The following is a 21,762-nucleotide window of genomic DNA, read 5'->3' on the forward strand; positions in this document are numbered from 1 at the left end:
GGCACCATTCCATAACATTTCATTGATATTAACTTCATTCGTAGTGAAATCGCTTAGCCTCTCCTATATGAGGCCCTAAAACCTATGGCTCAACGTGATAATCTGTATCGCCGTAGCTGCGGTGCAGTTCCCGCCCGATACCGTCTCTAAACGGGACAGCGTGAGATTCACGCTTCAACAAAAACAACGACATGAGAAAAGCGCGTGCGATTGCCGTGGGTCTATTGGCTGTCTGGCAGCGATGTCTGGTGAGTATCAAAAATTGGATAGAGAAAAGTGGGTAAGTAGTACACCTGTTCTGGCTGGCGAAGGTATGCTCCTGAGATCTCAGGATTTATCATCGATAGTGCTATTAACATCGGGAGCTGTCGTGGATCCCATAATCAGTGTGTCGGCAGATCTCTAAAAGTGAATGGGCCGTTTTACCGGGATACTTACCCCCCCAGCTGATACCTGCTAGCAGTGGCATTATCAGTACGCCACGTTCAGCTTATGATTCAACATGATTAGGCACTCAAGGCTAAACGCGCCATTTTGACGAACGATCCAAATGGGGTCTTTGCAACCCAACCTGCGGCATGTCGGTCATGCCGCACTTGGAGGTGGGCAATTTGGCACCAAGATATAATTATTGTTTTTCGATAATTAAACTTGACGAATTACTGTAAAACAATAATTATGGCGTTATGAAATCAGTCATCTAGGGGAAGCGCACATGAGAGTCATTTCACACTCGCACAAAGTACAGATTCGGTTGTGCCGAGGCATGGAGATCATGCTGTTGTTTTTAATGAGCACGCTCCCGATTGTATGTGGCTACTTGCTGTTTTGGCCAGTGAGTGACGGCCAGTCTTTTTCTTTTGATACGGAGATAGAATGGACGTCAGGGGATAATATCACTTTTATTGTTGATAACCTGGTCACTTTTCTTGTGTTACTGCAAATGTTTATCTTCTCTAAAGGTATACGCAATGGTGAGCTGTTTACTAAAAAACGAATTAGAAATGTAAGAAATATAGGCTTAATCCTTGTGCTTGGGTATTGCTTTAATCTTTTCATTCGCATATTTTTTGACTCCTCGCTTGATGAATGGAACTCCGACTATGTATCCGTAGCCAGCTCAGAGCTATATAGCTTGCAACAACTACTGCTGGGATGGGGAGTGCTTTCTCTGAGCTATATCTTTGAGAAGGGAAAGGAACTGGAAGAGGAAAGGGAGTTGGTGATTTAACTATGCCGATTATTGTCACACTGGATGCCATCCTTAAAGACAGGAAAATGAAATCGAAAGAGTTGGCTGAATTAATTGGTATTACGGAAGCTAACCTATCCATACTGAACAGCGGGAAAGCGAAAGCCGTCCGGTTCAGTACGTTGGATGCCATCTGTAAGGTATTGGAATGTCAACCTGGTGACATTATAAAATACACAGAGTAATTAGGTCAGTTGTCGTTTTATAATCGAGCCGCCTTTGCGCTAATTTTGGCGCTACATCGAACATAAAAATTGAGGTTGTACTCTTGGCGGCGGATTATAGGATTAGCAGACGCCGCGCTCTATCCTGGAAAAAATACTACTAACATGCCGTTGGTGTCATGGTGGTCGGTAGTCCTATCTTTTGTTTGACTGGCAGGAATTTTCTTTTACGGAATTACGGGTTGCCAATGTCGTCAGCCATGTAAGGATAGTCAGCGTAAAATACTTATCAGCAGTGTGATGTGTTCCCGGTATTTTCTAACTAATTTCAATATCAGAGATTATCTCTCTGCTGTGCATTCTCTCGCTGGAACCTCCTCAGGGAATTCCACGGTTTCGCTATTTATTTTTCCGTTATCGACAAGCCTCTATTGGGGGACGGTATTTCTCTCGGAGGTTATAGCATTAATTTTGAACGTGCTGTATCGCTGCTGGGGGCGAAACAGCGATATCGAATAATGTTGGGAGGTTTGAATGGGCGTGAATCACTCAGTTGTGCAGACTCTTGGTGGAGGGGGGACGATACGGCGTGGTGGCTGGAGGCGAAGTGGTGGTGATGTACCCCCCGATGCTCGCTGGCAGATCACGGTAGTTGACGCGTGCTGCTATGGGCGTGCAGGAATGAAGGCGGCTTTGCAAAGCGACCCCTGCGTGGCGCGAGTTGTCGCGAGAGAGGCGCTGGCGGAGATGTTATCGATGCTGGCGGTTTGTCCTGGGGCTGCAACGTCGCCATCGGGTCTGGTATTGCGATTACCTATGCGGGCACAGGAAGCATTGTCTGTGTTACTGCAATTGAGGGAGCTGCACATGGCACGTTATACGCGTGTGGTGGTGATGTCGAACGTAGCGCCTGATATTGTTCGTCGAGTGTTGGCGCATCTCGGTGTGAACGGCGAGGCGCGGGTAGTCGATGCCAGATGCACGTTGCCTGTGCTGTGCCGGACCGCTATATCGTCAATAGGGGAGATAGACGGCTCTGATGAGGCCTTTTATTGCGAACCGCATAACTTGTTGTCTCACCGGGAACGCTACGTGCTGGGTAAGACGCTGCGTGAGATATCCATCTATAACCAAGCTCGGCAGGCGCAGCTCAGCGCCAAAACCATTTATACGCATCGTGCCCGTGCATTATTGAAACTGGGTGCTCCGGATGTTTTGACCTTGTTGCGTCAGTTTACGCCGGTGGCCTATAGACGTGATGGATTGCGGTATTAAGAGGATTTCGCTATGCCATGGCTGAATGGCGGGGAACAAAAAAGCCACCGTCAAAATGAGGTCGAGAGCGTCAGGTGTTCAGCATGCCATAAACCTGCAGGTCAAAGGTGGTTGTTCAGCCGCCGACGGGTATGGATAGCTATTATCTTGTTCTGTTCGTTCTTTTGGGGTACGGCGTTAGCGTTAATACTTTGGGTGAGTTAGGGCGTGTTATTAAGAGGGGAGAATGCTGAGGCGGTCAGTGCTAGCCGGTCAAAAAACTCAGGTTTGAGTGGCAGTCTTACATACAGACTAATGTGCTTCCCAGTATGAATTGACCACTGCACTTACTCATCCTGTTCGTCACTGTAACCGAAAGTCGGTGAAAATAAGATGCTATCGAAAATAAAGCAAAGAACGACAATTCGGACATTTTTCTGTCCGAATTTACGAGAGAAATGTGATGGATGAAAATAAATGATTGGCTAACTTTTCATATAGTGGAGGCTCTATGAAGAAAATGGCAAAGATAGAATACCTAAGAAAGAAGCTTGTCCATGAAAAAGAGCTGAATGTCAGGCGGGAGTCGCTATTTTTAAATGTTTCAGAGCGAACAACGAGGCGCTACATCGATGAAATTTTCTCGCTCGGAATAGGTACTAAGTTTCATGGGGGGATTCGTCTTGGAAATATTGATACCGGGCTAATGGTCAGTAAAGCGATTGAGGAATCGAGGAGCGTTACGTTGATTGGTGAGAGAGAAGTTGTTTCAACTAAAGGTGAAAAAAACGGCAGTTCCCTTTATATATTTGGCTCATTTAATCTTGATGTGGTTACTGAAGTCAGCCGTTTTCCGAAGGTAGGGGAAACGATCACAGCGCTTGCCACCACCTTCTTTCCAGGCGGTAAAGGCGCAAATCAGGCGACAGCAGCAGCACAGTTGAATGATAATGTTCATTTATTCGTCAAAGTAGGAAAGGATACTTTTGGGGATAATGCAGAGAAATACTTTTCGGCATCTCGCCTAGACTCTGTCGCGCTTGTGAGAGATGAAAAAAACAATACCGGCAATGCGCTGGTGACGGTGGAAGAGAAAACGGGAAACAACACTATCGTTATTGATTTGGGCGCAAATGCAAATGTTACCCGCGATGAAATCATTAATGATTATGCTCATCTCATCCAGGCAAGCGTCTGTCTTTTGCAACTTGAAAATAACATCGACGCCACCCGATGTGTCATAGAACTGGCTAAAGAAGCGGGTTGTTACGTCATTCTTAATCCTGCGCCATATTCAGATGAAATTAACACTCACCTTCATCTTGTGGATCTTCTGATACCAAACGAAAGCGAGGCTGAATTACTTACCGGGGTTAAAGTTACCGACATTGCCTCTGCCGAAGGCGCTATCAAAATTATTCACGAAAAAGGTGTGAAAGAGGTGATTATCACGTTGGGGAGCAAAGGCTGCATTTATTACAATGGTGAGGTTCTCAAACACTATAAAGCATTACGGGCCACTGTGGTGGATACCAGCGGAGCCGGCGACGCCTTTAATGGTTCTCTCGCGGCATCTCTTGTCGACGGTCTTAATATCGATAACTCAATTAAGCTGGCTGTAGCATTTTCATCTCTGGCAGTGGAGAAGCATGGCGCATCATCAATGCCTTCAAGAACGACTGTTTTAGAAAGACTTAAAAGCGGTATATATATTGACTAAAAGGATAACAATGAAATTGCATAATATTATTATTGATACTGACCCGGGCATCGATGATGCACTGGCTATTGGCCTGGCACTGTATTCTCCAAAGATCAATGTAAAATTAATCACCACTGTTCATGGTAACGTTTCTCTCGAAAAAACGACCTATAACGCCTGCGTGTTGAGGGAGTTTTTTAATGTCGACACGCCAATTGCAGTCGGTGAGTCGAAACCGCTTCTGAGAGGGCAGGAAGGTTGTCTGGCACACGGAATCAGCGGAATGGATGGTTATATTTTTAACGCGCCGGAGAAGAAGGTGCTTGCGATTCCCGCAGTGGAAGCCATCAGAGAACTATTGGTTAACAGCGAGGTCCCCATTAAACTGGTAGCCATGGGGCCGTTGACAAATATTGCCATATTGATCCAGACGTACCCGGAAATTGAAGAAAATATAGATGAACTCGTCATCATGGGGGGCAGCCTTGTCGGTGGTAACATTACTGAGCACGCGGAGTTTAACTTTTGGGCTGATCCCCATGCCGCCAAACTAGTTATGGATTCAAGTATCAGGAAAACGGTTGTCGGACTCGATGTCACCAGTCAGGCACTGGTGACAGATAAGGAGCTTCTCGCAGGAAAAAATAAATCCTCTGGCATGTTTAAAAAAACATTCAAATATTATGACGATGGTAATCTGATAGAAGGTGTCTGGATGCATGACTCCTGTACGATAGCACTGCTATGTGAAAAAGATATTTTTACCTTTGAGGATAAAACTGTCGATATTGTCGTTAGCGGTGCTTCAGAGGGTGCCATGATTGAAAGGGAAGACGGGGCGCTTATTTCTTATGCCGTGGCAATTGATTCGGATAAGTTTAAAAGCTGGGTTGTGAGCGTATTGAAACACTTGCCTTAATATCGCTATTTCGCAATGAGTTCATAAATTAAATGAGTGGGGGTTTTTGACGATATAGGGCAGTGACTCAGTGATACTCGTCGGTTTATTTGCAATATCGCGCTATGCCTCTTTTTTCCTATGTAAGCGGTTTGATTCTATCCCGGCAGCAGTAAAGGGGACGATACGCTGAACAACGTCGGTCCCTACCATGCTGCAATGCATCGTGCTGTGGAAATAACTCTGGGCAGATATCTACCGATGGTAATACTTTATGGTAACGCGGGCAGTTTGTGGAGTCATTATGATCTGGCAACCGCACTTGTCCGTCAGGGAAATATTGTCATTACCCTCAGTCATCCCAGTGATAATGATCAGGTTCGGTCAGGCGCTTACCGCACCCTATACGGTCGTCTTCTGCAAATCTCCGCTGCAACCCCTTCCTCTTATTGTCCCCACTCCTTGGCCCGGCATCGGTTAAACAACCGTTTAATCATCCGCTGTTATAATTACCCCTGTTGAGTCTTGATGGATGAATGTTTTCTCCTCAAGCATTGCGATGCGGCGCTCTGTGGAGCGGCATCCGTTTTTTGGACATGCCGGTGGTTCGGTGAGAAGTAAGGAGAAGTGCACTATGAGCAGAAAAGACAAGCTCGCGGCGGCCCTGCTGGCCATCTTCCTGGGTGGGTTGGGCATTCACAAGTTTTACTTAGGAATGAAGTGGTGGGGGCTGTTCTACCTGCTGTTCTGCTGGACGGGGATCCCGGCGATTGTCGGCTTTATCGAAGGCATTATTTATCTGTTTCAGTCGGAAGAGAAGTTCAACCAGAAATACAATCCTGGTCTGATTTAATGCGTTTTCATGCGGCGCTTCCTGCTAAGGGAAGCGCCGCTTTTCATTCCTCTACTGTTTTTTCATCATCATCTTGCCGCGCATCTCTTTGCTCATCATTTTATTCGAGCTGGAGATTACGCAGTTATATTGCTTGCCTTGGTTGATGATCATAAAGGTGCTGACCGGATTTTTAAAATCCTTGTCGATGGTGAAATAAATATAGGCCTGCGGCAGTGCGGCCGGTTTAAAGGCGCCGAAGGCATACACATCCGCCAGGCCCAACGCGGAGAGATCGACCGTCAGCTCCATGGGCTTCATGGAATCCGGTGATGGGAACATCGATTTGGCCGACATCATCATGGTGCTGCTGTTAATGGTGTAATCGGTTTTAACCTTCATGCCCATATATTTCGATTCCGGCATGGAAAGTTCTTTTTTGCAGGCGGCGTCGTGCTGTGGAGCCGGGCTGCCGTTTTCCATCACGGCGTGCACGTGTTCCAGCGTCACTGCCGCGCTGCCGGTGGTAGGCTGCGCATCGGCCGCGTAAGCCGCGCCGCTGAAGGCGGCTACAGAGGTAAGGATGATGCCTGTAACGATTTTCATTGTCGCTCTCCGGAATACTAATAATGATATTAATTGCGGTGTGTAGCCTATTGGCTTGATAAAACGCAAGGTTACCCGTTCCGTGGAAATAAAATCCCATCGGAATATTGCTATAGAATGTTTTTCCACCCTCGCGGTTAGCGGGGGTGATTCAACTTTGCTAAACGCCTTTCACTTTTTTATTCAGCGTTTTTACCTGCATATAAATAGTATGTCTAAACATAGTCAATGTTTAGAATATACACAAATTATTGCGGTTTTTTTCCTCTTTTATCTTTTGGCTTTTAATGGGGTTGCGAATATTGCATTGAGATACAGAGGGTTATCTTTTTACGTTGAAATCAACTCTGTGAAGCGTTATTTATGTGATCTTCATAGTCACAGAAATAACGATGAAATTATTACCTTTCTATTTAACGGCTAATTATTCATGGCATAGGCTTCAACCCCGCTAACCGCCTGAGCTAGAATCAGGCGGTTTTCTCGTGGAAAAGGATATCGCCATGGCCGCCTGGGCCCTTTTGATCGTCGGTTGGTTGTTGATTTGGCAGGATCACCCGGTTTTCGGCGTGCTGTGCATCGCGCTGTTTGCCGTGCTGCAATGGGCGAAGTACGCCGCTAAAAGCGCGCAAGACCCCGCAGAGGCGGCAGAATGGCGCAAGACCGACTGGCGCTCGCAGCCGATTGAGATGGCGCACGCCGGCGACAGCGATCGGCAGATTGGCGGCGTGGGGGAACTGGGCATGGGCGGCCCCAATTTTTGGACGCTGCTGCTGCGTGACGGGGCGATTGTGCATAGCGCCTGTGCCGCGCCGCAGGACGTGGACGGCGGCAAGCTGCGCCTGATCCCGACCCGCAGCCGCGAGGGTGAGGGGCTGACGGTGTACGAGCCTGCCGCCCGAGTGGTGTACGCGCTGCCTGCATTGACCGATTGCGAGCAGGCGGCATTGGCCGCCGGTTCCGCTGAGGCGCTGGCGCGGCTGCGGGCGAGGTGTCGGCAGGCGGAGGCTACGCCGCTGCGTCAGCTGCGCGGTCTGTGGGTGCCTCAGTGGACTGAGGATCCGGCGGATCGTCTGGCGATCGCCTTACCCAGTGGGCGGGCGCTGGCGGCGCGCTCGATGTTGCCGGCGGATCTGCGCCAGGCGGACGATCCGGCCGCGTTGCTGCACGCGCCCCCTTATGAGCTGTTGCTGGATAACCGGCCGACGGATCGTTTTGTGCGCGATCTCGAACGCGTGGCGGAATCCCCGGCGGGTGACGGCTTGAGCGTCGGCGGTTGCCAGTTCCGCGGCGAGCATATCGTCGATGGTCTGTACCATCTGTACTTCGCCGGCGAGTGGTTCAGCCTGCTCTCTCACGCGCACAAACCGGCGGGCGGGCGCGGTTCGGACACCACTTTTTTCGTCGAGCGGATCGAGCCGCAAGACGGCGGCGTGTTCGTGATTGAATGGGATGCCTACGGCGTAGGGCCCGACGGGCGTGCGCCGCGCGTAGCGGCGCCGCCGGTCTTGGTTATCGCGGTGAGCTGGCAGGAAGCGCCGCTGCAGCTGCCCACGGCCAATAACCGCGTGACCGTGCGCTTGCCCAACGCCACGGCGTAAGGCTTAAGGCAGCACCCTGACTTCGCCGTTGTGCAAGGTCAGTACGGCGATCGGGCTGCCGGAGAAGCACTCCCTAAAGGCCCAACTACTGGGCCGAAACGCCGCCGCAGGCAGCCCGGCCTCCCACTGTGGAGCCGGCCGATCCGGCGGCAACAAGAAGGTGACCAGCCAACCGGCTTCGCAGTGCACCCTTTGGCCGCTCGGGCGGGTAAAGGTGTGCGCGCTCGCCAGCTCCATCACCGGCGGTAAAACCTCAAAGGCGATGATCGGCACGCCGGCCACGCTCTGTGGCTGAGGAAAACGCACGGCGGTCACGCCGTCCATCGTGATAGGGCTGTCTTCGGTGCCGGGCAGGCGTGGCTCCTGCCGACTTACCCAGCTTCCCTTCGGCAGCGTGATTTCACCAAACGGTTTTGCCTCGTCGAGCGTCAGGTAGCTGCGTTGATTCCAACGATCTTCCGCCTGCTGGCTCTTGATGTCCTGGATGGCCATGCCGATCAGCATCAGCGCGCACGCCACCGGGTAGACCGCCAGCGCCGAGGCCAGCAGATAGCCGCCCCAGGAGAGCGGCGGTCGCGGGCGGCCGCAGCGGGCAGAAGCGTAGCGCCAGCCCCACCAGGTGAGCAGGATAGCGGTGAGCAGCAGGGCCAACAACAGCGCCAGCAATCCTGCGGCGCCGGCGCCATAACCTAGCAGCATGGCAGGTTCCTCATGTTCACGGCGTGGTGGAACGATAGCGGACGAAGTAGGGCAGTGGCGGGGTTTTCCCGTCATCGCCATAGTGGCTTTCCGGTTCGATCACGGTCTGACGTGCGTCGTCGCGCCCGTTGTAGCGGTACTCCAACGGCTGTCGGTAGCGCACGTCGGATGAGCGCAGATCGAAAATCAGCGAAAGACGCGCATCGCCGTTATCCGTTTGGGCGACCAGCTTGTCGTTGCCCGCCCACAGCTGATACAGCGATTTATCGCCGTTTTCCAACAGCACCGTCAGCTGCCCGTCGGATTGATAACGCAGGAGCTGATACAGTCCTCTGTCCAGCGTTTGCGCGATCAGGTAGATGCCGCCATCCGGGGCCTGGGCGCTTTCCTTCACGCGCACCGTTAGCCAATGCAGTTCGGCCACCTCGCCGGTTTTGCCGTTAACGGCGATGTGCAAGGCGCCGGAACCGAGCACCGGGTTCATCCAGAACAGCACGCGCTCGCCATCAACGGCGGTAAAGATCTCGGGCATGGATTTGCGCTTACCGGAGGGTGAGTCCTCCTCGCCGCGCTCAAAGCCCAGCAGCTGCCGCGCTTCCAGCTGTGCCGGCAGATCCAGCGTTTGCTGCCAATGGGTGCCAAAGTCCGGGCTGTAGAATACGCCTTCGGTGCTGATGAAATACAGCGCGCGTGTCCCCGGCAGCGCCACCAGTTTGCCGCCGATAAAGGAAGGCAGGTTGTCGTCACCCTCCGGCCAGGGGATCAGTGGCCCGATGGTGCCCCGTTGCACATCGACCAGCCTGCGCCCCTTGGACAGAAAAAGCACGCACTCCTGCTCGACGCAAACCGCATCGTAGATCAACTCGTCGAGTTGCCCCAGCATCTGCAGCCCCTTCGGGCCGGTGAATAACACCTGGCTCAGGTAGTTGGCCGCCCAGCCGTAAAAGCTATTGTAAGCCCCGCGTTCGCTCCTTTTGCTGATGAGCAGCAGAGCGCCGTCCTGCGCCGGGTAGCTGTGGATGAGATCGTAACGGGCTATCGTCGGCAAGGCCTCGTTGCTCTGGGTCCATTGCCACTGTGCATAGCGTTGCTCAGGGGCGAGAAAATAGACGCCCAGCGCGCTGGCCAAAAACAGCGTCAGGATAATAAGGGGTCTTTTATAAAGCGCTAACGTCATCATTTCAGCTCCGTCACCTGCTCCTGCCGCCATAGCCTGCGGCGCAGATTGCGCAGGTATTTGAACGTCTTAAACGTGCGGTGCTGCTCAAAAGCGTAGAGGCGACAGATCTGGGCGAAGCCCTCGATCAGCAGCGCCAGGCCGCTGATCATCAGCATCAGCAGCAGCAGAATCGGCGGCAATTCACTGCCGAGGCGCTTCAGGGTCCAGGCATCCAGGTAAACGCCCGCTGGGGTATCGGCGTTATCCCACACGATCAGGCCGAGCATCAAACACATCATGATCGCGCCGAGGATGAAGACGACGCGCGTGCTCAGGTTAAGGCCGGCTTCGGTGAAGTAGCGGCTGCCGCCGATGAGATAGGCCTGGCGATCGCGGTGATTGATGATCCCACGCACCGTAGGCAGCTCGGGGACGGTGTCGTTCTCGCAATACAACACCTGCAGCGAATCGCCTTTGGCGATGAAAAGCGGATGCTGCCGACGAAATACCGGATGCAGTTTGGTATTGGGGACGTTGAGCGCGCGGGTCGTCAACGCGAAGTGCGTCTCCTTCTGGCGCCACGCATAAGTGTCCAAATACTGCACCTGCCGCGGGATCTCATAGTGGAGGAGTTCGTAGCTCAGGGCGTTGACCGTCTCGATGCCGGAGGCCTCGACGCCGTCAGGGAGGGGGAACTCGGTTTGTTGCGTTGTGGGCACTGGCGTTGCGTCTGCACGGACGGCCCGGTATTTGATGCCGGGAATTTTCAGGCTGAGCGAGCCGGGCGGCGTGACGTCTTGCCCCTGCAGCACGCGATCCAGCGCCCTGAGCAGGCGCCTGCGGCCGCGGTGCGCGATCAGCAGGAGCTCCGAACCGACGAACAGCACCAGGCCGATGCCGATAAGGCCGGCGATAATGGCGATAAAGAACAGGGCGATGGTCAGCCAGGAATCTTCTCGGTCCATGATGAAAAAGGCCGCCGGGAAACCGCCGGCCAGCGCCGCGCCCAGCACCAGCAGGGCGAAGTATTTCAGCTTGTATTTCAGCGTTCTGTCTGGCTCCAGCCGGCCTTTAGTGCCGTGTAGCAGCCAGTGCAGCCAATAGCTGCCGTCTTGCAGGCGGTGGGCGCCGATCTTCACCCGATCGCCGGCGGCGAGCCTGGCCAGCAGATTTTCGCTGTCGCTGAAGTCGTCACGGTAAAAAAAGAACGTCTGGCCGGAAGCGATGATCCTCACCAGGTTGTCGGGCGCCGTCTGTTGGCAAGCGCATTGCTCGACGGTCACATTAAAAAATTGGGTTTGCATGTCATTCCCTGTCAGCGGGCGTGGCCCGAAAATTCATCCCTGGCGCCGGGTAGTCAGCGCTTTTTCATCAGTGGCAGCATGCGCACCAGCGCATTGTCCTTGACGATATAGTGGTGGAACAGCGCGGCGGCGGCATGCAGGCCGATCAGCCAGTAGCCGAACGACGCCAGCGTTTTGTGCCAGCCGATAATCATCCGCGCCTGCGGCCGATCCGCCACGTCGGCGAACGGCATCGGCAGGCCGAACAGATACCACTCCTTGCCGCCCAGATAGCGCGAGTACACCCCCAGTACCGGCAGCGTTAGCAGCAGCAGGTAAATCAGGGTGTGCGTCAGGTGCGCCAGGCCGGTTTGCCACTTCGGCGGTTTGGGCACGATAGCGGGCGAAGGGTGGCGCCAGCGCAGGAACAGGCGGGCGATCATCAGCGCAAACACCGTTACGCCGCAGCTGAAGTGGGTGACAACCAGCACGTACCAGGGGGCGCTGCCCGGTTCGGCAAAGCCGCGCAGCTCGATGGTGACGCAGGTGATGACCAGCAGGATCGCCACCAGCCAGTGCAGGCGAATTTGCCACGGCATGTAGGTGTTCTGCACCGGGTTACCTTTTGATGTTAAAGGGTCTGTGTGCCGATGGTAACGAAATGTTACAGGCGAGGAAAGCGCCTGCGTGCAGTTTAAGCAAAATGCCAGGGATTACGCCGCTTATTAAGCTATGAACTTAGTGGATTAAATGCCTGGCGGCAGGGGAGGGCGCTAGCATCGTAAGTTGTGAAGTTAATGCGCGGTAGGTTCAGAGGCTGGCAGCCTATTAAGCGATGAGGCGGGTAGCGCCGCAGCTCTCGCCGCGGCGCCTGGGATCAGTTCAATTTGGCCTTGGCGAAGTCGCTGCCGTTCACGTCCACCACGTAGCCGCTCAGGTTGCTGCGGGTGGCGTAGAACACTTTGCCGGTGGCCAGCGGCAGCCACGGCGCCTGTTTGGCGAAGATCACCTGCGCCTGTTGATACAGCTTGGCGCGCGCCTGCGGCTGATTTTCCTGAATCGCCTGCTGGATCAGGCTGTCGTAATCCTTATCGCACCAGCGCGCCACGTTGGCGCCGCTCTGCACCCCGGCGCAGCCGAGCAGGGTGGCGAAGTTATCCGGATCGCCGTTGTCCGACACCCAACCGTACAGCGCGCTCTGCTGTTCGCCTTTGCGCAGCCCGGCCAGATACTGGCCCCACTCCCAGGTGACGATCTTGGCTTTCACGCCCACCTTCGCCCAGTCGCTCTGGATCATCTCGGCGATGCGCTTCGAGTTCGGGTTGTAGGGGCGCTGTACCGGCATCGACCAGATGTCGGTCTCAAAGCCCTGCTCCAGCCCGGCCTGCTTCAGCAGCTCGCGCGCCTTCTGCGGATCGTAGGCGTACTCCGGCAGTTTATCGTTGTAGCCCAGCATGCCCGGCGGCAGCAGCGAGTTGGCCGGCGTGCCGCTGTCTTTGAACACTGCGGCGACGATCGCTTTCTTGTCCACTGCATAGCTCAGCGCCTGGCGCACCAGCAGGTTGTCGAACGGTTTTTTCTGGGTGTTGAACGCCAGATAGCCGACGTTCAGCCCGGTGATGTCGTGCAGCTGCAGGTTGCCGTCGGCCTTGATGGCGGCGAACTGTTCCGGCAGCGGCGCGGGGATGATCTGGCATTCGTTGGTCTTCAGCTTGGCCAGCCGGGTTTGCGGATCCGGCGTAATCGAGAAGATCAGATGCTTGCTGGCCACTTCGCCCTGCCAGTAGTGCGGGTTGGCGATGTAGCGGATCAGCGAATCCTGCTTGTACTGCTGCAGCGCGAACGGCCCGGTGCCGATCGGCCAGTTGTCGACGTATTCCGGCGTGCCCTTTTTCAGCATGGCGTCGGCGTATTCGGCGGACAGGATTGAGGCGAAATCCATCGCCCAGTCGGCGACGAAGGCGGCGTTGGGCTGGCTCAGCGTGAAGCGCACGTGATGCTCGTCCACCGCTTCCACCTTGGCGATCAGTTTATCCAGGCCCATGTCGGTGAAGTATTCATAGTTGCCGCCGGAGACCTTGTGATACGGGTTAGCGGGATCCTTCTGCCGCATCACGGTGAACACCACGTCTTCGGCGTTGAAGTCGCGCGTTGGGGTGAAATATTTGTTGCTGTTGAATTTCACGCCCTGGCGCAGGGTAAAGGTGTAGGTCTTGCCGTCCGGGCTGACGCTCCACTCGGTGGCCAGCGAAGGGGCAGGGGTTTTATCGCTTTCGCGCAGAGTTACCAGCCGGTTGTACAGCACCTGCGAGGTGGCGATAAAGGTCGGCCCGGAGCTGGAGAGCTGCGGGTTGAACGATTCCGGCGAGGCGACGGTGCAGTACACCAGCGCATCGGAAGCGGCCAGCGCGCTGCCCGCCGACAGCAGGCCGGCGCTTGCCAGCGCCAGCGCGGCGATAGGGTGTTTTGAAAACGTCAAGGCAAGATCCTCAGGTGGGGGGAGCCGTTAGCGGCGAATTGATTTAACTATAGATAACGGATGGCGCGACGGGGAACAAGCGCCTCAGCTGCGCATTCTGTGCGCCCCGCGTTGCCTGCCGCCGCAGCGCAGATCTACACTGCGTGACAATCAGTCACTCGCAAGGATTTCCCGATGAGCCACTTTCGCCCTGTCGCCCTCGAACACGCCAGCCGCCTGCTGAACCACGGCCCGACGGTATTGATCACCAGCCGCAGCCGCGACGGCGCCAAACGCAACGTGATGGCTGCCGCCTGGTCGATGCCGGTGGAGTTCAGCCCGCCGCGCATTGCCATCGTGGTGGACAAAGGGGCGCACAGCCGGCAAATGATCGAGGAAAGCGGCGCATTCGGCATTTGCGTGCCGGCGGCCATGTTCATCGACGCCACCTACGCGGTCGGCAGCGTGTCCGGGCTGGATGACGACAAGTTCGCCCGCTTCCACATCGCTGCCGCGCCGAGCGCCACCCTGCAGGTGCCGCTGATCGAACAGGGCTGCGTGGCGTGGCTGGAGTGCCGCTTATTGCCGGAAAGCGGCGCGCAGGAAAAATACGACACCTGCTTCGGCGAGGTGCTGAGCGCGGCGGCGGACGAGCGGGTGTTCCAGCAAGGGCGCTGGAACTTCACCGCCGCCAATGCGGATCTGCATACGATTCATCATCTGGGGGCGGGCAACTTCGTGCGCAGCGGCGAGACGCTGCGGGCCAAACCGCTTTAATCGGCCGCGCGCTTGCGGTCGGCATCATAGCGCTCGCGGGCGGCGTCCAACTCGGGGAAATGGTATTCCGCCCATCGGTCCAGCGCCGTCAGCGTCTCGACCAGCGAGCAGGCGACGGCGCTGAGCCGGTATTCCACATGCGCCTGATTCTTTTCACTTAAATCCAGCCGTTCGAGCAGCCCGTTGCGTTCCAGCTGGCGCAGCGTTTGCGTCAGCACCTTCTGTGAAATGCCGTCGATGCGGCGCAGCAGCTCGCCGTTGCGCATCGGCCGCTGCGCCAGCGCGGGCAGGATCAGCATCACCCACTTGCCGGAAATCAGCGCCAGCGCATCGCGCGCGGAGCATTTACTCGAATAGACGTCGCCGGGATAGGCCATGGGGGGTTACCTTCAGGTGCGTAATTGCCAAGGATGCGATAAAGCCACAGCATAGCAGCACCACCTTACCGCGGGAGAAACAGGATGAACGTGCTGATTGTGCTGGCTCACCCCGAGCCACATTCTTTCAATGCCCATTTGGCCGAACAGGCGCGGCAGGCCTGGCTGGCGCAGGGGCACCAGGTGAAGACGGTCGATCTGTATCAGGAGGGGTTTGATCCGCGCGAAGGCGCCGGCCATTACCCCAGCAGAAAGCAGGCGGACAGGTTCGATGCGATGCAGGAGCAGCGCCATCACTGGACGATCCAGGCGCTGCCGGCGGAGATTCGGCGGCATATCGAGCTGCTGCGCTGGACGGATACGCTGGTGCTGCAGTTCCCTTTCTGGTGGTTCGGCGCACCGGCCATCCTCAAAGGCTGGATGGATCGGGTGTTCGTTTACGGCGGGGTGTACGACAGCCGCCACCGCCATGAGAACGGCGTGATGCGCGGCAAACGGGCGCTGCTGACCGTTACCGCCGGCGCTTCCGCTCAGGCCTGTGCGCCGGACGGGCGTGACGGCGATATGCGGTTGATGCTGTGGCCGATCATGCATGCGCTGCACTATATCGGCTTTAGCGTGCTGGAGCCGTTCCTGGTCTATGGCGTGCGCGGCGGGTTGGCGGGCGAGGAGCGGCGGGCGCAGAACGCCGCTTTGGCGCAGGTGACGCAGGCGTATCGGGAAGGCTTAAGCGATCTTGCCGCCTGGCCGGCGGTACCGTTCAACCGCAATGACGATTTTGACGCCGATATGGCGCTGAAGCCCGGCGCGCCGGTCTACAGCCCGTTCGTGCGGCACCGCGATCCGATTTAGAACCCGGCCTTCAGCAGTTCCTCGCGCAAGTCGTCGATAATCGCCGGTTCGATGTCGGGGAACTGTTGCTGGATATCGGCGATGGCGTCGGCCACGCTCGGGCCGGCGAAGGTGCCGGAGAAGGGCACCAGCGGCAGGTTGGCGTCGCTGTCCGGCAGTTCACCGCGGATAGTGCCGGTGATCATGCCCGCTTTTTTTTCCGCCGTGAGGTCGTACTCCCCCACGTTTTTGTCGATCGGTTTCATTGGCCGCCTCGCTGTCGGTGAGTGTTTACCCTGTTCTGTTAAAGCATAGTGTTTCAGGCAATGAATACCAATCAATGTATATAATATTAATATAAAACAATATGATGTGATTTTTTGTCGTTTGACGTTCACCGGGGGCCGGCGCTATGCTCTTGGCGCTAAAGGACCTTCCTCACTGACAGGGACAGACGACATGAAAAAACTGAAAAGCGCGGCGCTGTTGTTGCCGCTGTTGGCGCTCAGCGCCTGCACCCACCACCTCAGCAGCGCGGAGCTGCATGCCAAGCATTACGTTTATCAAACGCGCGATGACTTCGATCCGCAATTCCGCACCGATGTGAACGGCAGCATTAAAAACGCCGTGCCGATGTTCGAACAGTTCTACCAATGGGGGAAAAAGGATCGGGTGGCGGGCGTGGCGCGCAGCGAGGCGCAGAAAAAGGCCGATTATCTGGCCAGCGCGGAGTTCCAGCAGAACATGGAACACAAGACCATTTTCATCAATCGCGCCTACAGCGGCTCCGACAATCCTAAGCGTCGCCAGGTGCTGTCGCAGGAAGCGGTAGGTGCCTATTGGGACGGCTACGAAGGGCGCTGACTGAATCCCACATAAACAGAAGGTAATAAAAACTGGCCTTCTGCCGGTTATTTGATTATAAAAACCGCCGCTAAGGACGATGTTCATAATCGAAACCAGGAGTGTTTATGTTGGCAAAAGTTAAGCGTTCGTTCGCCGCCGCCGTCGTATTGATGTTGGCGTTGCCCGCGGTTCAGGCCGCGGATTACCGTGCGGGCGAGCAATACACCCGGCTGGATAAGCCGGTGGCCGCCGCGCCGGCGGTGGTGGAATTTTTCTCCTTCTACTGCGGCCCTTGCTATCAGTTCGCCGATACCTACCGCGTAGGCAGTACTGTGGCGCAGGCGTTGCCCGCCGGTGAGAAAGTCACCAAATATCACGTCAGCCTGATGGGTAAACTGGGCAATGAGCTGACCGAAGCCTGGGCGGTGGCGACGGTGCTGGGCGTGGAAGACAAGATTGAAGGGGCGATGTTCGACGCGGTGCAGAAACAGCGCGCCGTCAACGGCGCCGAAGATATTCAGCGGGTGTTCACGGCGGCCGGCATCGATGCCGCTACCTATGAAAACGCGCGTCACAGCCTGCTGGTCAAAGGATTGATCGCCAAGCAGAACGAAGCGGTGAAAGCATTCGAGGTGCGCGGCACCCCATCGTTCTACGTGGCAGGCAAATACAAGATAGACAATGCCGGCATGGCCAGCACCAGCGTCGAAGGCTACGCCAAAGCGTACGCGGCGGTGGTGCGTTACCTGTTGGACAAACAGCCGTAAACCGGGCCGTCAGGGCCCGGTGTTAGCCGCCGGGTCTATTTTTCCGCAGGCAAATCCAGCGCCAGGCGCAGCTCGTCGCGCGCTTGCCGGTACTGCTGCTGGAAATCCTGCTGCTGTGAAAGCTGCTGGCTGATCACGCTGCCGGCGATGCGGCCCATCTCGATATCGGAAGGGTAGTGGATCCCCGCTACCACTCGGTTGTCACCGTATTGCCAGGCGCGCGTCATGATGGCGGCGCGCTTTTCCGGCACCATATTGGCCAGGGTGATGCCCATCAGCGTGCCCAGCGTGGTGTGGCCGGAAGGCCAGGAACCGGAGCTGGAGCGCTTGACGATCGGCTCGATGCGGCTGTCCAGCATATGCGGGCGCGGGCGCTTCCAGAAATCTTTCGCCGGATCGACCACCGCCGCTTCGGTGGCGACGATGCGATCGAAGAAGGCGCTCACGGCCGGCAACGCTTTGGCGTTGAACTTCGGCCCCATCACGTTGCTGTACACCCAGACGTTCTCTTCCGCATCCGCCTTGGCCTGGCTGGCCATTTCCGGTGTGCGTTTCTGCTGCATGTCGAGCACTTCCCGCAGTTCGCGCTGGGTCTGCGCCGAGTCGTTGGCCGGCGGCGGCGGCAGGATGTGGGTCAGATCCACCTGCTGCGCGGTGGTCAACGGTTGGGCTTCCTCTGCCGCCTGCGCGTGGAACGCGGTCAGGGCGCTGGTGGTAAACAAACACAGCGCTAAAACGGATTTCTGCAACGATTTCATCGGGTCATGTCCAGGGTGTCAAAGTGAAAGGGGAGCAGTCTGTATCTTTGGCGAGGCCTGTGACGATGAGATGACGGTTTCGTGGCGGATTGATGACGGGCGCCGGGTGAACTGTGATCGCGGCGCCAAATCCCCCGCTCGCCATTGATTGTGTGTTAACGGATTGTTATGGTGTTTTTCTGTTCAACGGCGCAGCACCGCTGCTGTTTGAAGGGAGAGATCATGACGGCATTGGCAACGCTCCGGGACGTCGGCTTCGAAGAGTGGCTGGGGAAAATCAACACCGCCTGCGGCCGATTCTGCGCGAAAACGCTGGGGCCGGGCTTCAGCGGGGCGATGCAGGAATTCCGCGCCCATGCGCTGCGCCTGAGCGTGGTCGACGTGTCTCAGGCCCGGCTGTACCGCACGTCGCGCGAGATCGCCCGCAGCGACGGCGCGCACTTTTTTACCGTCTTCCAGCTGCGCGGCAGCGCGTTGATGGAACAGGGCGAGAGCCAGACGGTGCTCTCTCCCGGCGACATCACGCTGATCGACGCCTCACGGCCCAGCAGCTTCACCTTCCAGCGCGATTCACGCCAAATCTCACTGCTGTTGCCGCGCGGCTGCCTGCCGGTGCCGCCGCCTTGTGCCCAGCGTCTGGGGGCCGAGCTCAGCGCGGTGCGCCTCAGCCGCCAGCTGGTGCTGAGCAGCATGCAGGATCCTCAGCTCGCCGCGGCGGAAAGCGAAGCGGTGCTGAATGCGCTGGCGGCGCTGCTGCGCCCGGCGCTGGCGCTCGAACAGGCGCGCCCGGAGGGGCAACAGCCGGTTTTCGACAAGGCGCTGGCGTTGATCGACAGGCATATTCAGTCGGCACAGCTGCGCCCGGAATGGGTGGCGGCCGAGTTGGGGGTGTCGCTGCGCAGCCTGTATCGGCTGTTCGCCCGTCAGGGGCTGGTGGTGGCGCAGTACATCAGAAACCGCCGGCTGGATCTGTGCGCGCAGGCGCTGCGCAGTGCCGCCGGGCAGGAAAAGCTGGCCGGAGTCGGCCTCGACTGGGGGTTTGCCGATCACAGCCATTTCTCGACCGCTTTCAAGCAGCGTTTCGGCATGTCGCCGAGCGAGTACCGCCGGCAATATCAATAAGTCAGGGCGCGGGCCAGGCCCGCGCCGCCTCACTCAATAGCGGATGCAGACCGATTTGGTTTCGGTGTAGGCATCCAGCCAATCCGGGCCGAAGTCACGGCCGCTGCCCGACTGTTTGAACCCGCCGAACGGCATGTTCGGGTCGATCAGCGTATGGGTGTTGACCCACACGGTGCCGGCCTGGATGCGCGGCGTCAGCGCCATCGCTTTCTGCAGGCTGGTGGTCCACAGGCTGGCGGTCAGCCCGAAGTCGGTGTCGTTGGCCTTGCTCAATGCCTCTTCGGCGCTCGCTACCCGAATCAGGTTAACCACCGGGCCGAACACTTCCTCGCGCGTCAGGTTCAGCCTGTCGTCCGGGTTGATCACCAGCGTTGGCGGGATGTAGAAGCCATTGGCATCCGGCCCGGCCGCGCCGCCGATAAGCTCGGCGTTTTTCGACCGGGCATCGTCCAGGTAGGCCGCCACCTTGTTGCGGTGCGCGAGCGACACCAGCGGGTTGATTTGCGCGCCGGTGTCCATGCCAGGCCCGACCGACAGCGATTTCACTGCCTGTTCGAAACCGGCCACCAGTTGGTCATAGATCGGCGCTTCGATATAAATCCGCGAACTGGCGGCGCACACCTGCCCCTGGTTGAGGAAGCTGCCGAGCATCAGGCCTTCGATCACCTGCTGCGGATCGGCGTCTTTCAGCACGATGGCCGGGTTTTTGCCGCCCAGCTCCAGCGTCACCCGGGTCAGGCGATCCGCCGCCGCGCGCGCGATGCTTTTGCCCACCGGCGTGGAGCCGGTAAAGCTGACTTTGGCGATCAGCGGATGTTCGGTCAGCGCCTTGCCGCACAGGGTGCCGCGGCCAGTGACCACGTTGAACACGCCCGGCGGCACGCCGGCTTCGCTCGCCAGTTCGGCCATGCGCAGCAGGGTGAGCGGGGTGGTTTCCGACGGCTTGATGACGATGGAGCAGCCTGCCGCCAGCGCCGGCATCACTTTCCACATGCCGATCATCAGCGGGAAGTTCCAGGGCACGATGCCGGCGACCACGCCAATCGGCTCTTTACGGGTATAAACCTGATATTTGGCGCCCGGCGGCATCGGAATGGAGACGTCCAGCGTCTGGCCGGTGATTTTGGTCGCCAGACCGGCGGTGTAGCGCATCCAGTTCAGGGTGCTGCCGACTTCGAAAGCGCGGGCGATGTTGATGGACTTGCCCTGCTCCAGGGTTTCCAGCTGCGCCAGCTCCTCGGCGTGTTGCTCCACCAAATCGGCGTAGCGCAGCAGGATGCGTTCGCGCTCTACCGGCAGACGCTGTGCCCAGACGCCTTCGCTGAAGGCTTTGTGGGCGGACTGCACCGCCAGCGCGACGTCGTGTTCGTTGGCGTCGGCGGTGGTGGCGATCTGCTGCCCATTGGCGGGGTTATACACCGCCAGGCGGCCTTCCGCGGCGGACGCGCGCCACTGGCCGTCGATATACAGCCCATGCTGACGATCGAGAAAACGCGACACGCTATCCAGCACGGCTACGGTATTGTCAGACATACATCCTCCGATCAGGCTCATCAGGTTATCGTTAACCCTGCAAGTCTAGATCAGCGGGAAAGCGGCGGCTTTGGTCTGCCTGACATTCGGTTTGCCCTGCGTGTCATTTTGCCGTGACGAACGAGTAAACCGCGGCCGGCGGGCGCCGGCCGGGAGGGATCACGAACTCAGGGTTGCCAGACGGGTGGCGAAGCCGAGGAACAGCAGGCCGATCAGGCCGTTGCCGAGCTTCGCCAGGCCTTTCTTGTGATTGAAGAAATGCGCCAGCATCGCGCCGGAGAAGATCAGCGTGCTCATGTAGATAAAGCTGACGGCTTCGAGGATCAGCGCCAGAATGGTGAACGACAGCCCGGTGTGCGCGTAGTTGAAATCGATGAACTGCACGAAGAACGACACGTAAAACAGGATAGCTTTCGGGTTGGTCAGGCTCAGCGTCAGCGACTTGCGCAGAATGCTGTGGCCGCCCTCAATCTGCTGCTGTTGCGCCTGCGCCTTCTGCACGAAGGTGGCGTAGAGGATTTTTGCGCCGAGGAACAGCAGGTAAATCGCGCCGAGAAAACGCACCAGGGTAAACAGGAACGGCGTGGTGCGGATCAGCGAAGCCACGCCGATATAGGCGCAGAAGATCAGGATCGCATCACCGATGAATACGCCGAGCGCTGCGGTGTAGCCGGCGCGCACGCCGCGCGATACGCCGGTTTTCAGCACGTACAGCGTATTCGGCCCCGGCAGAATGATAATGAAGACCACCCCGGCCAAATAGGTCCATAAATTCAGGACGCCAAAACTCTCTAACACAATAACCTCTCCATGCGCGCAACTAACAGGCAAAAACACTGGCCA

At 57.0% G+C, this 21,762-nt stretch carries 23 protein-coding genes; 12 read left to right on the forward strand and 11 right to left on the reverse strand.

The genetic code is table 11. From position 1 onward, the window contains the following. Positions 1-715: 715 nt before the first annotated feature. The 6 genes from WCL58_RS14195 to WCL58_RS14220 all read left to right on the forward strand — a co-directional run bounded on the left by WCL58_RS14195 (position 716) and on the right by WCL58_RS14220 (position 6,123). A complete protein-coding gene (locus WCL58_RS14195; RefSeq protein ID WP_070915475.1) occupies positions 716-1,231 on the forward strand; it encodes a DUF2975 domain-containing protein in 516 nt (171 codons plus the stop codon). 2 nt (positions 1,232-1,233) lie between these two features. Then, on the forward strand, positions 1,234-1,437 hold the full coding sequence (locus WCL58_RS14200; protein ID WP_070915477.1) for a helix-turn-helix domain-containing protein: 204 nt from the start codon (positions 1,234-1,236) through the stop codon (positions 1,435-1,437). A gap of 846 nt (positions 1,438-2,283) precedes the next feature. Further along, on the forward strand, positions 2,284-2,691 hold the full coding sequence (locus WCL58_RS14205; RefSeq protein ID WP_197794063.1) for a LuxR C-terminal-related transcriptional regulator: 408 nt from the start codon (positions 2,284-2,286) through the stop codon (positions 2,689-2,691). Positions 2,692-3,181: 490 nt separating this feature from the next. Continuing rightward, positions 3,182-4,390, forward strand: coding sequence for a PfkB family carbohydrate kinase (locus WCL58_RS14210; protein WP_197794064.1), 1,209 nt, complete (start codon positions 3,182-3,184; stop codon positions 4,388-4,390). A 10-nt stretch (positions 4,391-4,400) separates the two neighbouring features. Then, a complete protein-coding gene (locus tag WCL58_RS14215; protein WP_197794065.1) occupies positions 4,401-5,291 on the forward strand; it encodes a nucleoside hydrolase in 891 nt (296 codons plus the stop codon). A 613-nt stretch (positions 5,292-5,904) separates the two neighbouring features. Further along, on the forward strand, positions 5,905-6,123 hold the full coding sequence (locus WCL58_RS14220; RefSeq protein ID WP_015376761.1) for a TM2 domain-containing protein: 219 nt from the start codon (positions 5,905-5,907) through the stop codon (positions 6,121-6,123). A 51-nt stretch (positions 6,124-6,174) separates the two neighbouring features. Here the strand turns inward: WCL58_RS14220 and WCL58_RS14225 are convergent, their stop codons facing one another. Further along, positions 6,175-6,708, reverse strand: a complete 534-nt coding sequence (locus WCL58_RS14225; RefSeq protein WP_060423146.1) for a hypothetical protein — start codon at positions 6,706-6,708, stop codon at positions 6,175-6,177. 485 nt (positions 6,709-7,193) lie between these two features. Here WCL58_RS14225 and WCL58_RS14230 point away from each other — a divergent pair, with 485 nt between their 5' ends. Next, entirely contained in the window at positions 7,194-8,309 is a 1,116-nt protein-coding gene (locus WCL58_RS14230) for a hypothetical protein (protein WP_336851301.1), read from the forward strand. Positions 8,310-8,312: 3 nt separating this feature from the next. On the opposite strand, the gene WCL58_RS14235 is transcribed toward WCL58_RS14230, so the two are convergent. The 5 genes from WCL58_RS14235 to WCL58_RS14255 all read right to left on the reverse strand — a co-directional run bounded on the left by WCL58_RS14235 (position 8,313) and on the right by WCL58_RS14255 (position 13,929). Continuing rightward, positions 8,313-9,008 carry a hypothetical protein gene (locus WCL58_RS14235; protein ID WP_336851302.1) on the reverse strand — a complete coding sequence of 232 codons (696 nt, stop codon included), beginning with the start codon at positions 9,006-9,008 and terminating at the stop codon, positions 8,313-8,315. Between the two features lie 16 nt (positions 9,009-9,024). Beyond that, the gene (locus tag WCL58_RS14240; RefSeq protein WP_336851303.1) at positions 9,025-10,188 is read right to left on the reverse strand and encodes a hypothetical protein; all 1,164 of its coding nucleotides are present in this window, start codon (positions 10,186-10,188) and stop codon (positions 9,025-9,027) included. After that, a complete protein-coding gene (locus WCL58_RS14245) occupies positions 10,185-11,471 on the reverse strand; it encodes a hypothetical protein (RefSeq protein WP_336851304.1) in 1,287 nt (428 codons plus the stop codon). The genes WCL58_RS14240 and WCL58_RS14245 overlap by 4 nt, the downstream gene beginning before the upstream one ends. A gap of 53 nt (positions 11,472-11,524) precedes the next feature. Continuing rightward, complete coding sequence (gene cybB, locus WCL58_RS14250; protein ID WP_072265465.1) at positions 11,525-12,049, reverse strand: cytochrome b561; 525 nt, start codon at positions 12,047-12,049, stop codon at positions 11,525-11,527. 278 nt (positions 12,050-12,327) lie between these two features. Next, positions 12,328-13,929, reverse strand: coding sequence for an ABC transporter substrate-binding protein (locus tag WCL58_RS14255; RefSeq protein WP_055312975.1), 1,602 nt, complete (start codon positions 13,927-13,929; stop codon positions 12,328-12,330). 174 nt (positions 13,930-14,103) lie between these two features. Here WCL58_RS14255 and WCL58_RS14260 point away from each other — a divergent pair, with 174 nt between their 5' ends. Next, complete coding sequence (locus WCL58_RS14260; protein ID WP_033641194.1) at positions 14,104-14,685, forward strand: flavin reductase family protein; 582 nt, start codon at positions 14,104-14,106, stop codon at positions 14,683-14,685. Here the strand turns inward: WCL58_RS14260 and WCL58_RS14265 are convergent. Continuing rightward, the gene (locus WCL58_RS14265) at positions 14,682-15,062 is read right to left on the reverse strand and encodes a winged helix-turn-helix transcriptional regulator (protein ID WP_038873124.1); all 381 of its coding nucleotides are present in this window, start codon (positions 15,060-15,062) and stop codon (positions 14,682-14,684) included. The genes WCL58_RS14260 and WCL58_RS14265 overlap by 4 nt on opposite strands. An 84-nt stretch (positions 15,063-15,146) precedes the next feature. Between WCL58_RS14265 and WCL58_RS14270 the strand changes: the two genes are divergently transcribed. After that, positions 15,147-15,914: an NAD(P)H-dependent oxidoreductase gene (locus WCL58_RS14270; RefSeq protein ID WP_197847940.1), complete on the forward strand. Its 768-nt coding sequence runs from the start codon at positions 15,147-15,149 to the stop codon at positions 15,912-15,914. Here WCL58_RS14270 and WCL58_RS14275 read toward each other — a convergent pair. Then, on the reverse strand, positions 15,911-16,159 hold the full coding sequence (locus WCL58_RS14275; RefSeq protein WP_038873128.1) for a hypothetical protein: 249 nt from the start codon (positions 16,157-16,159) through the stop codon (positions 15,911-15,913). The two genes, WCL58_RS14270 and WCL58_RS14275, sit on opposite strands and share 4 nt — an antisense overlap. A 193-nt stretch (positions 16,160-16,352) precedes the next feature. Between WCL58_RS14275 and WCL58_RS14280 the strand changes: the two genes are divergently transcribed. Together WCL58_RS14280 and WCL58_RS14285 are read left to right on the forward strand one after the other, a co-directional pair. Further along, positions 16,353-16,757: an Exc2 family lipoprotein gene (locus WCL58_RS14280; protein ID WP_197783854.1), complete on the forward strand. Its 405-nt coding sequence runs from the start codon at positions 16,353-16,355 to the stop codon at positions 16,755-16,757. 107 nt (positions 16,758-16,864) lie between these two features. Beyond that, on the forward strand, positions 16,865-17,506 hold the full coding sequence (locus tag WCL58_RS14285) for a DsbA family protein (protein ID WP_336851305.1): 642 nt from the start codon (positions 16,865-16,867) through the stop codon (positions 17,504-17,506). 35 nt (positions 17,507-17,541) lie between these two features. Here WCL58_RS14285 and WCL58_RS14290 read toward each other — a convergent pair whose 3' ends face one another. Further along, complete coding sequence (locus tag WCL58_RS14290) at positions 17,542-18,264, reverse strand: acid phosphatase (RefSeq protein ID WP_336851306.1); 723 nt, start codon at positions 18,262-18,264, stop codon at positions 17,542-17,544. A gap of 222 nt (positions 18,265-18,486) precedes the next feature. Here WCL58_RS14290 and feaR point away from each other — a divergent pair, with 222 nt between their 5' ends. Then, positions 18,487-19,386 carry a transcriptional regulator FeaR gene (feaR, locus tag WCL58_RS14295; protein ID WP_060440616.1) on the forward strand — a complete coding sequence of 300 codons (900 nt, stop codon included), beginning with the start codon at positions 18,487-18,489 and terminating at the stop codon, positions 19,384-19,386. A gap of 33 nt (positions 19,387-19,419) precedes the next feature. Here feaR and WCL58_RS14300 read toward each other — a convergent pair whose 3' ends face one another. Then, complete coding sequence (locus WCL58_RS14300) at positions 19,420-20,919, reverse strand: aldehyde dehydrogenase family protein (RefSeq protein ID WP_336851307.1); 1,500 nt, start codon at positions 20,917-20,919, stop codon at positions 19,420-19,422. A 159-nt stretch (positions 20,920-21,078) separates the two neighbouring features. Next, positions 21,079-21,717 carry a leucine efflux protein LeuE gene (gene leuE / locus WCL58_RS14305; RefSeq protein WP_016928933.1) on the reverse strand — a complete coding sequence of 213 codons (639 nt, stop codon included), beginning with the start codon at positions 21,715-21,717 and terminating at the stop codon, positions 21,079-21,081. Between the last annotated feature and the right edge of the window lie 45 nt (positions 21,718-21,762).

This window comes from Serratia sp. TMDUHS_CL, assembly GCF_037137105.1.
Taxonomy (GTDB): domain Bacteria; phylum Pseudomonadota; class Gammaproteobacteria; order Enterobacterales; family Enterobacteriaceae; genus Serratia; species Serratia nevei.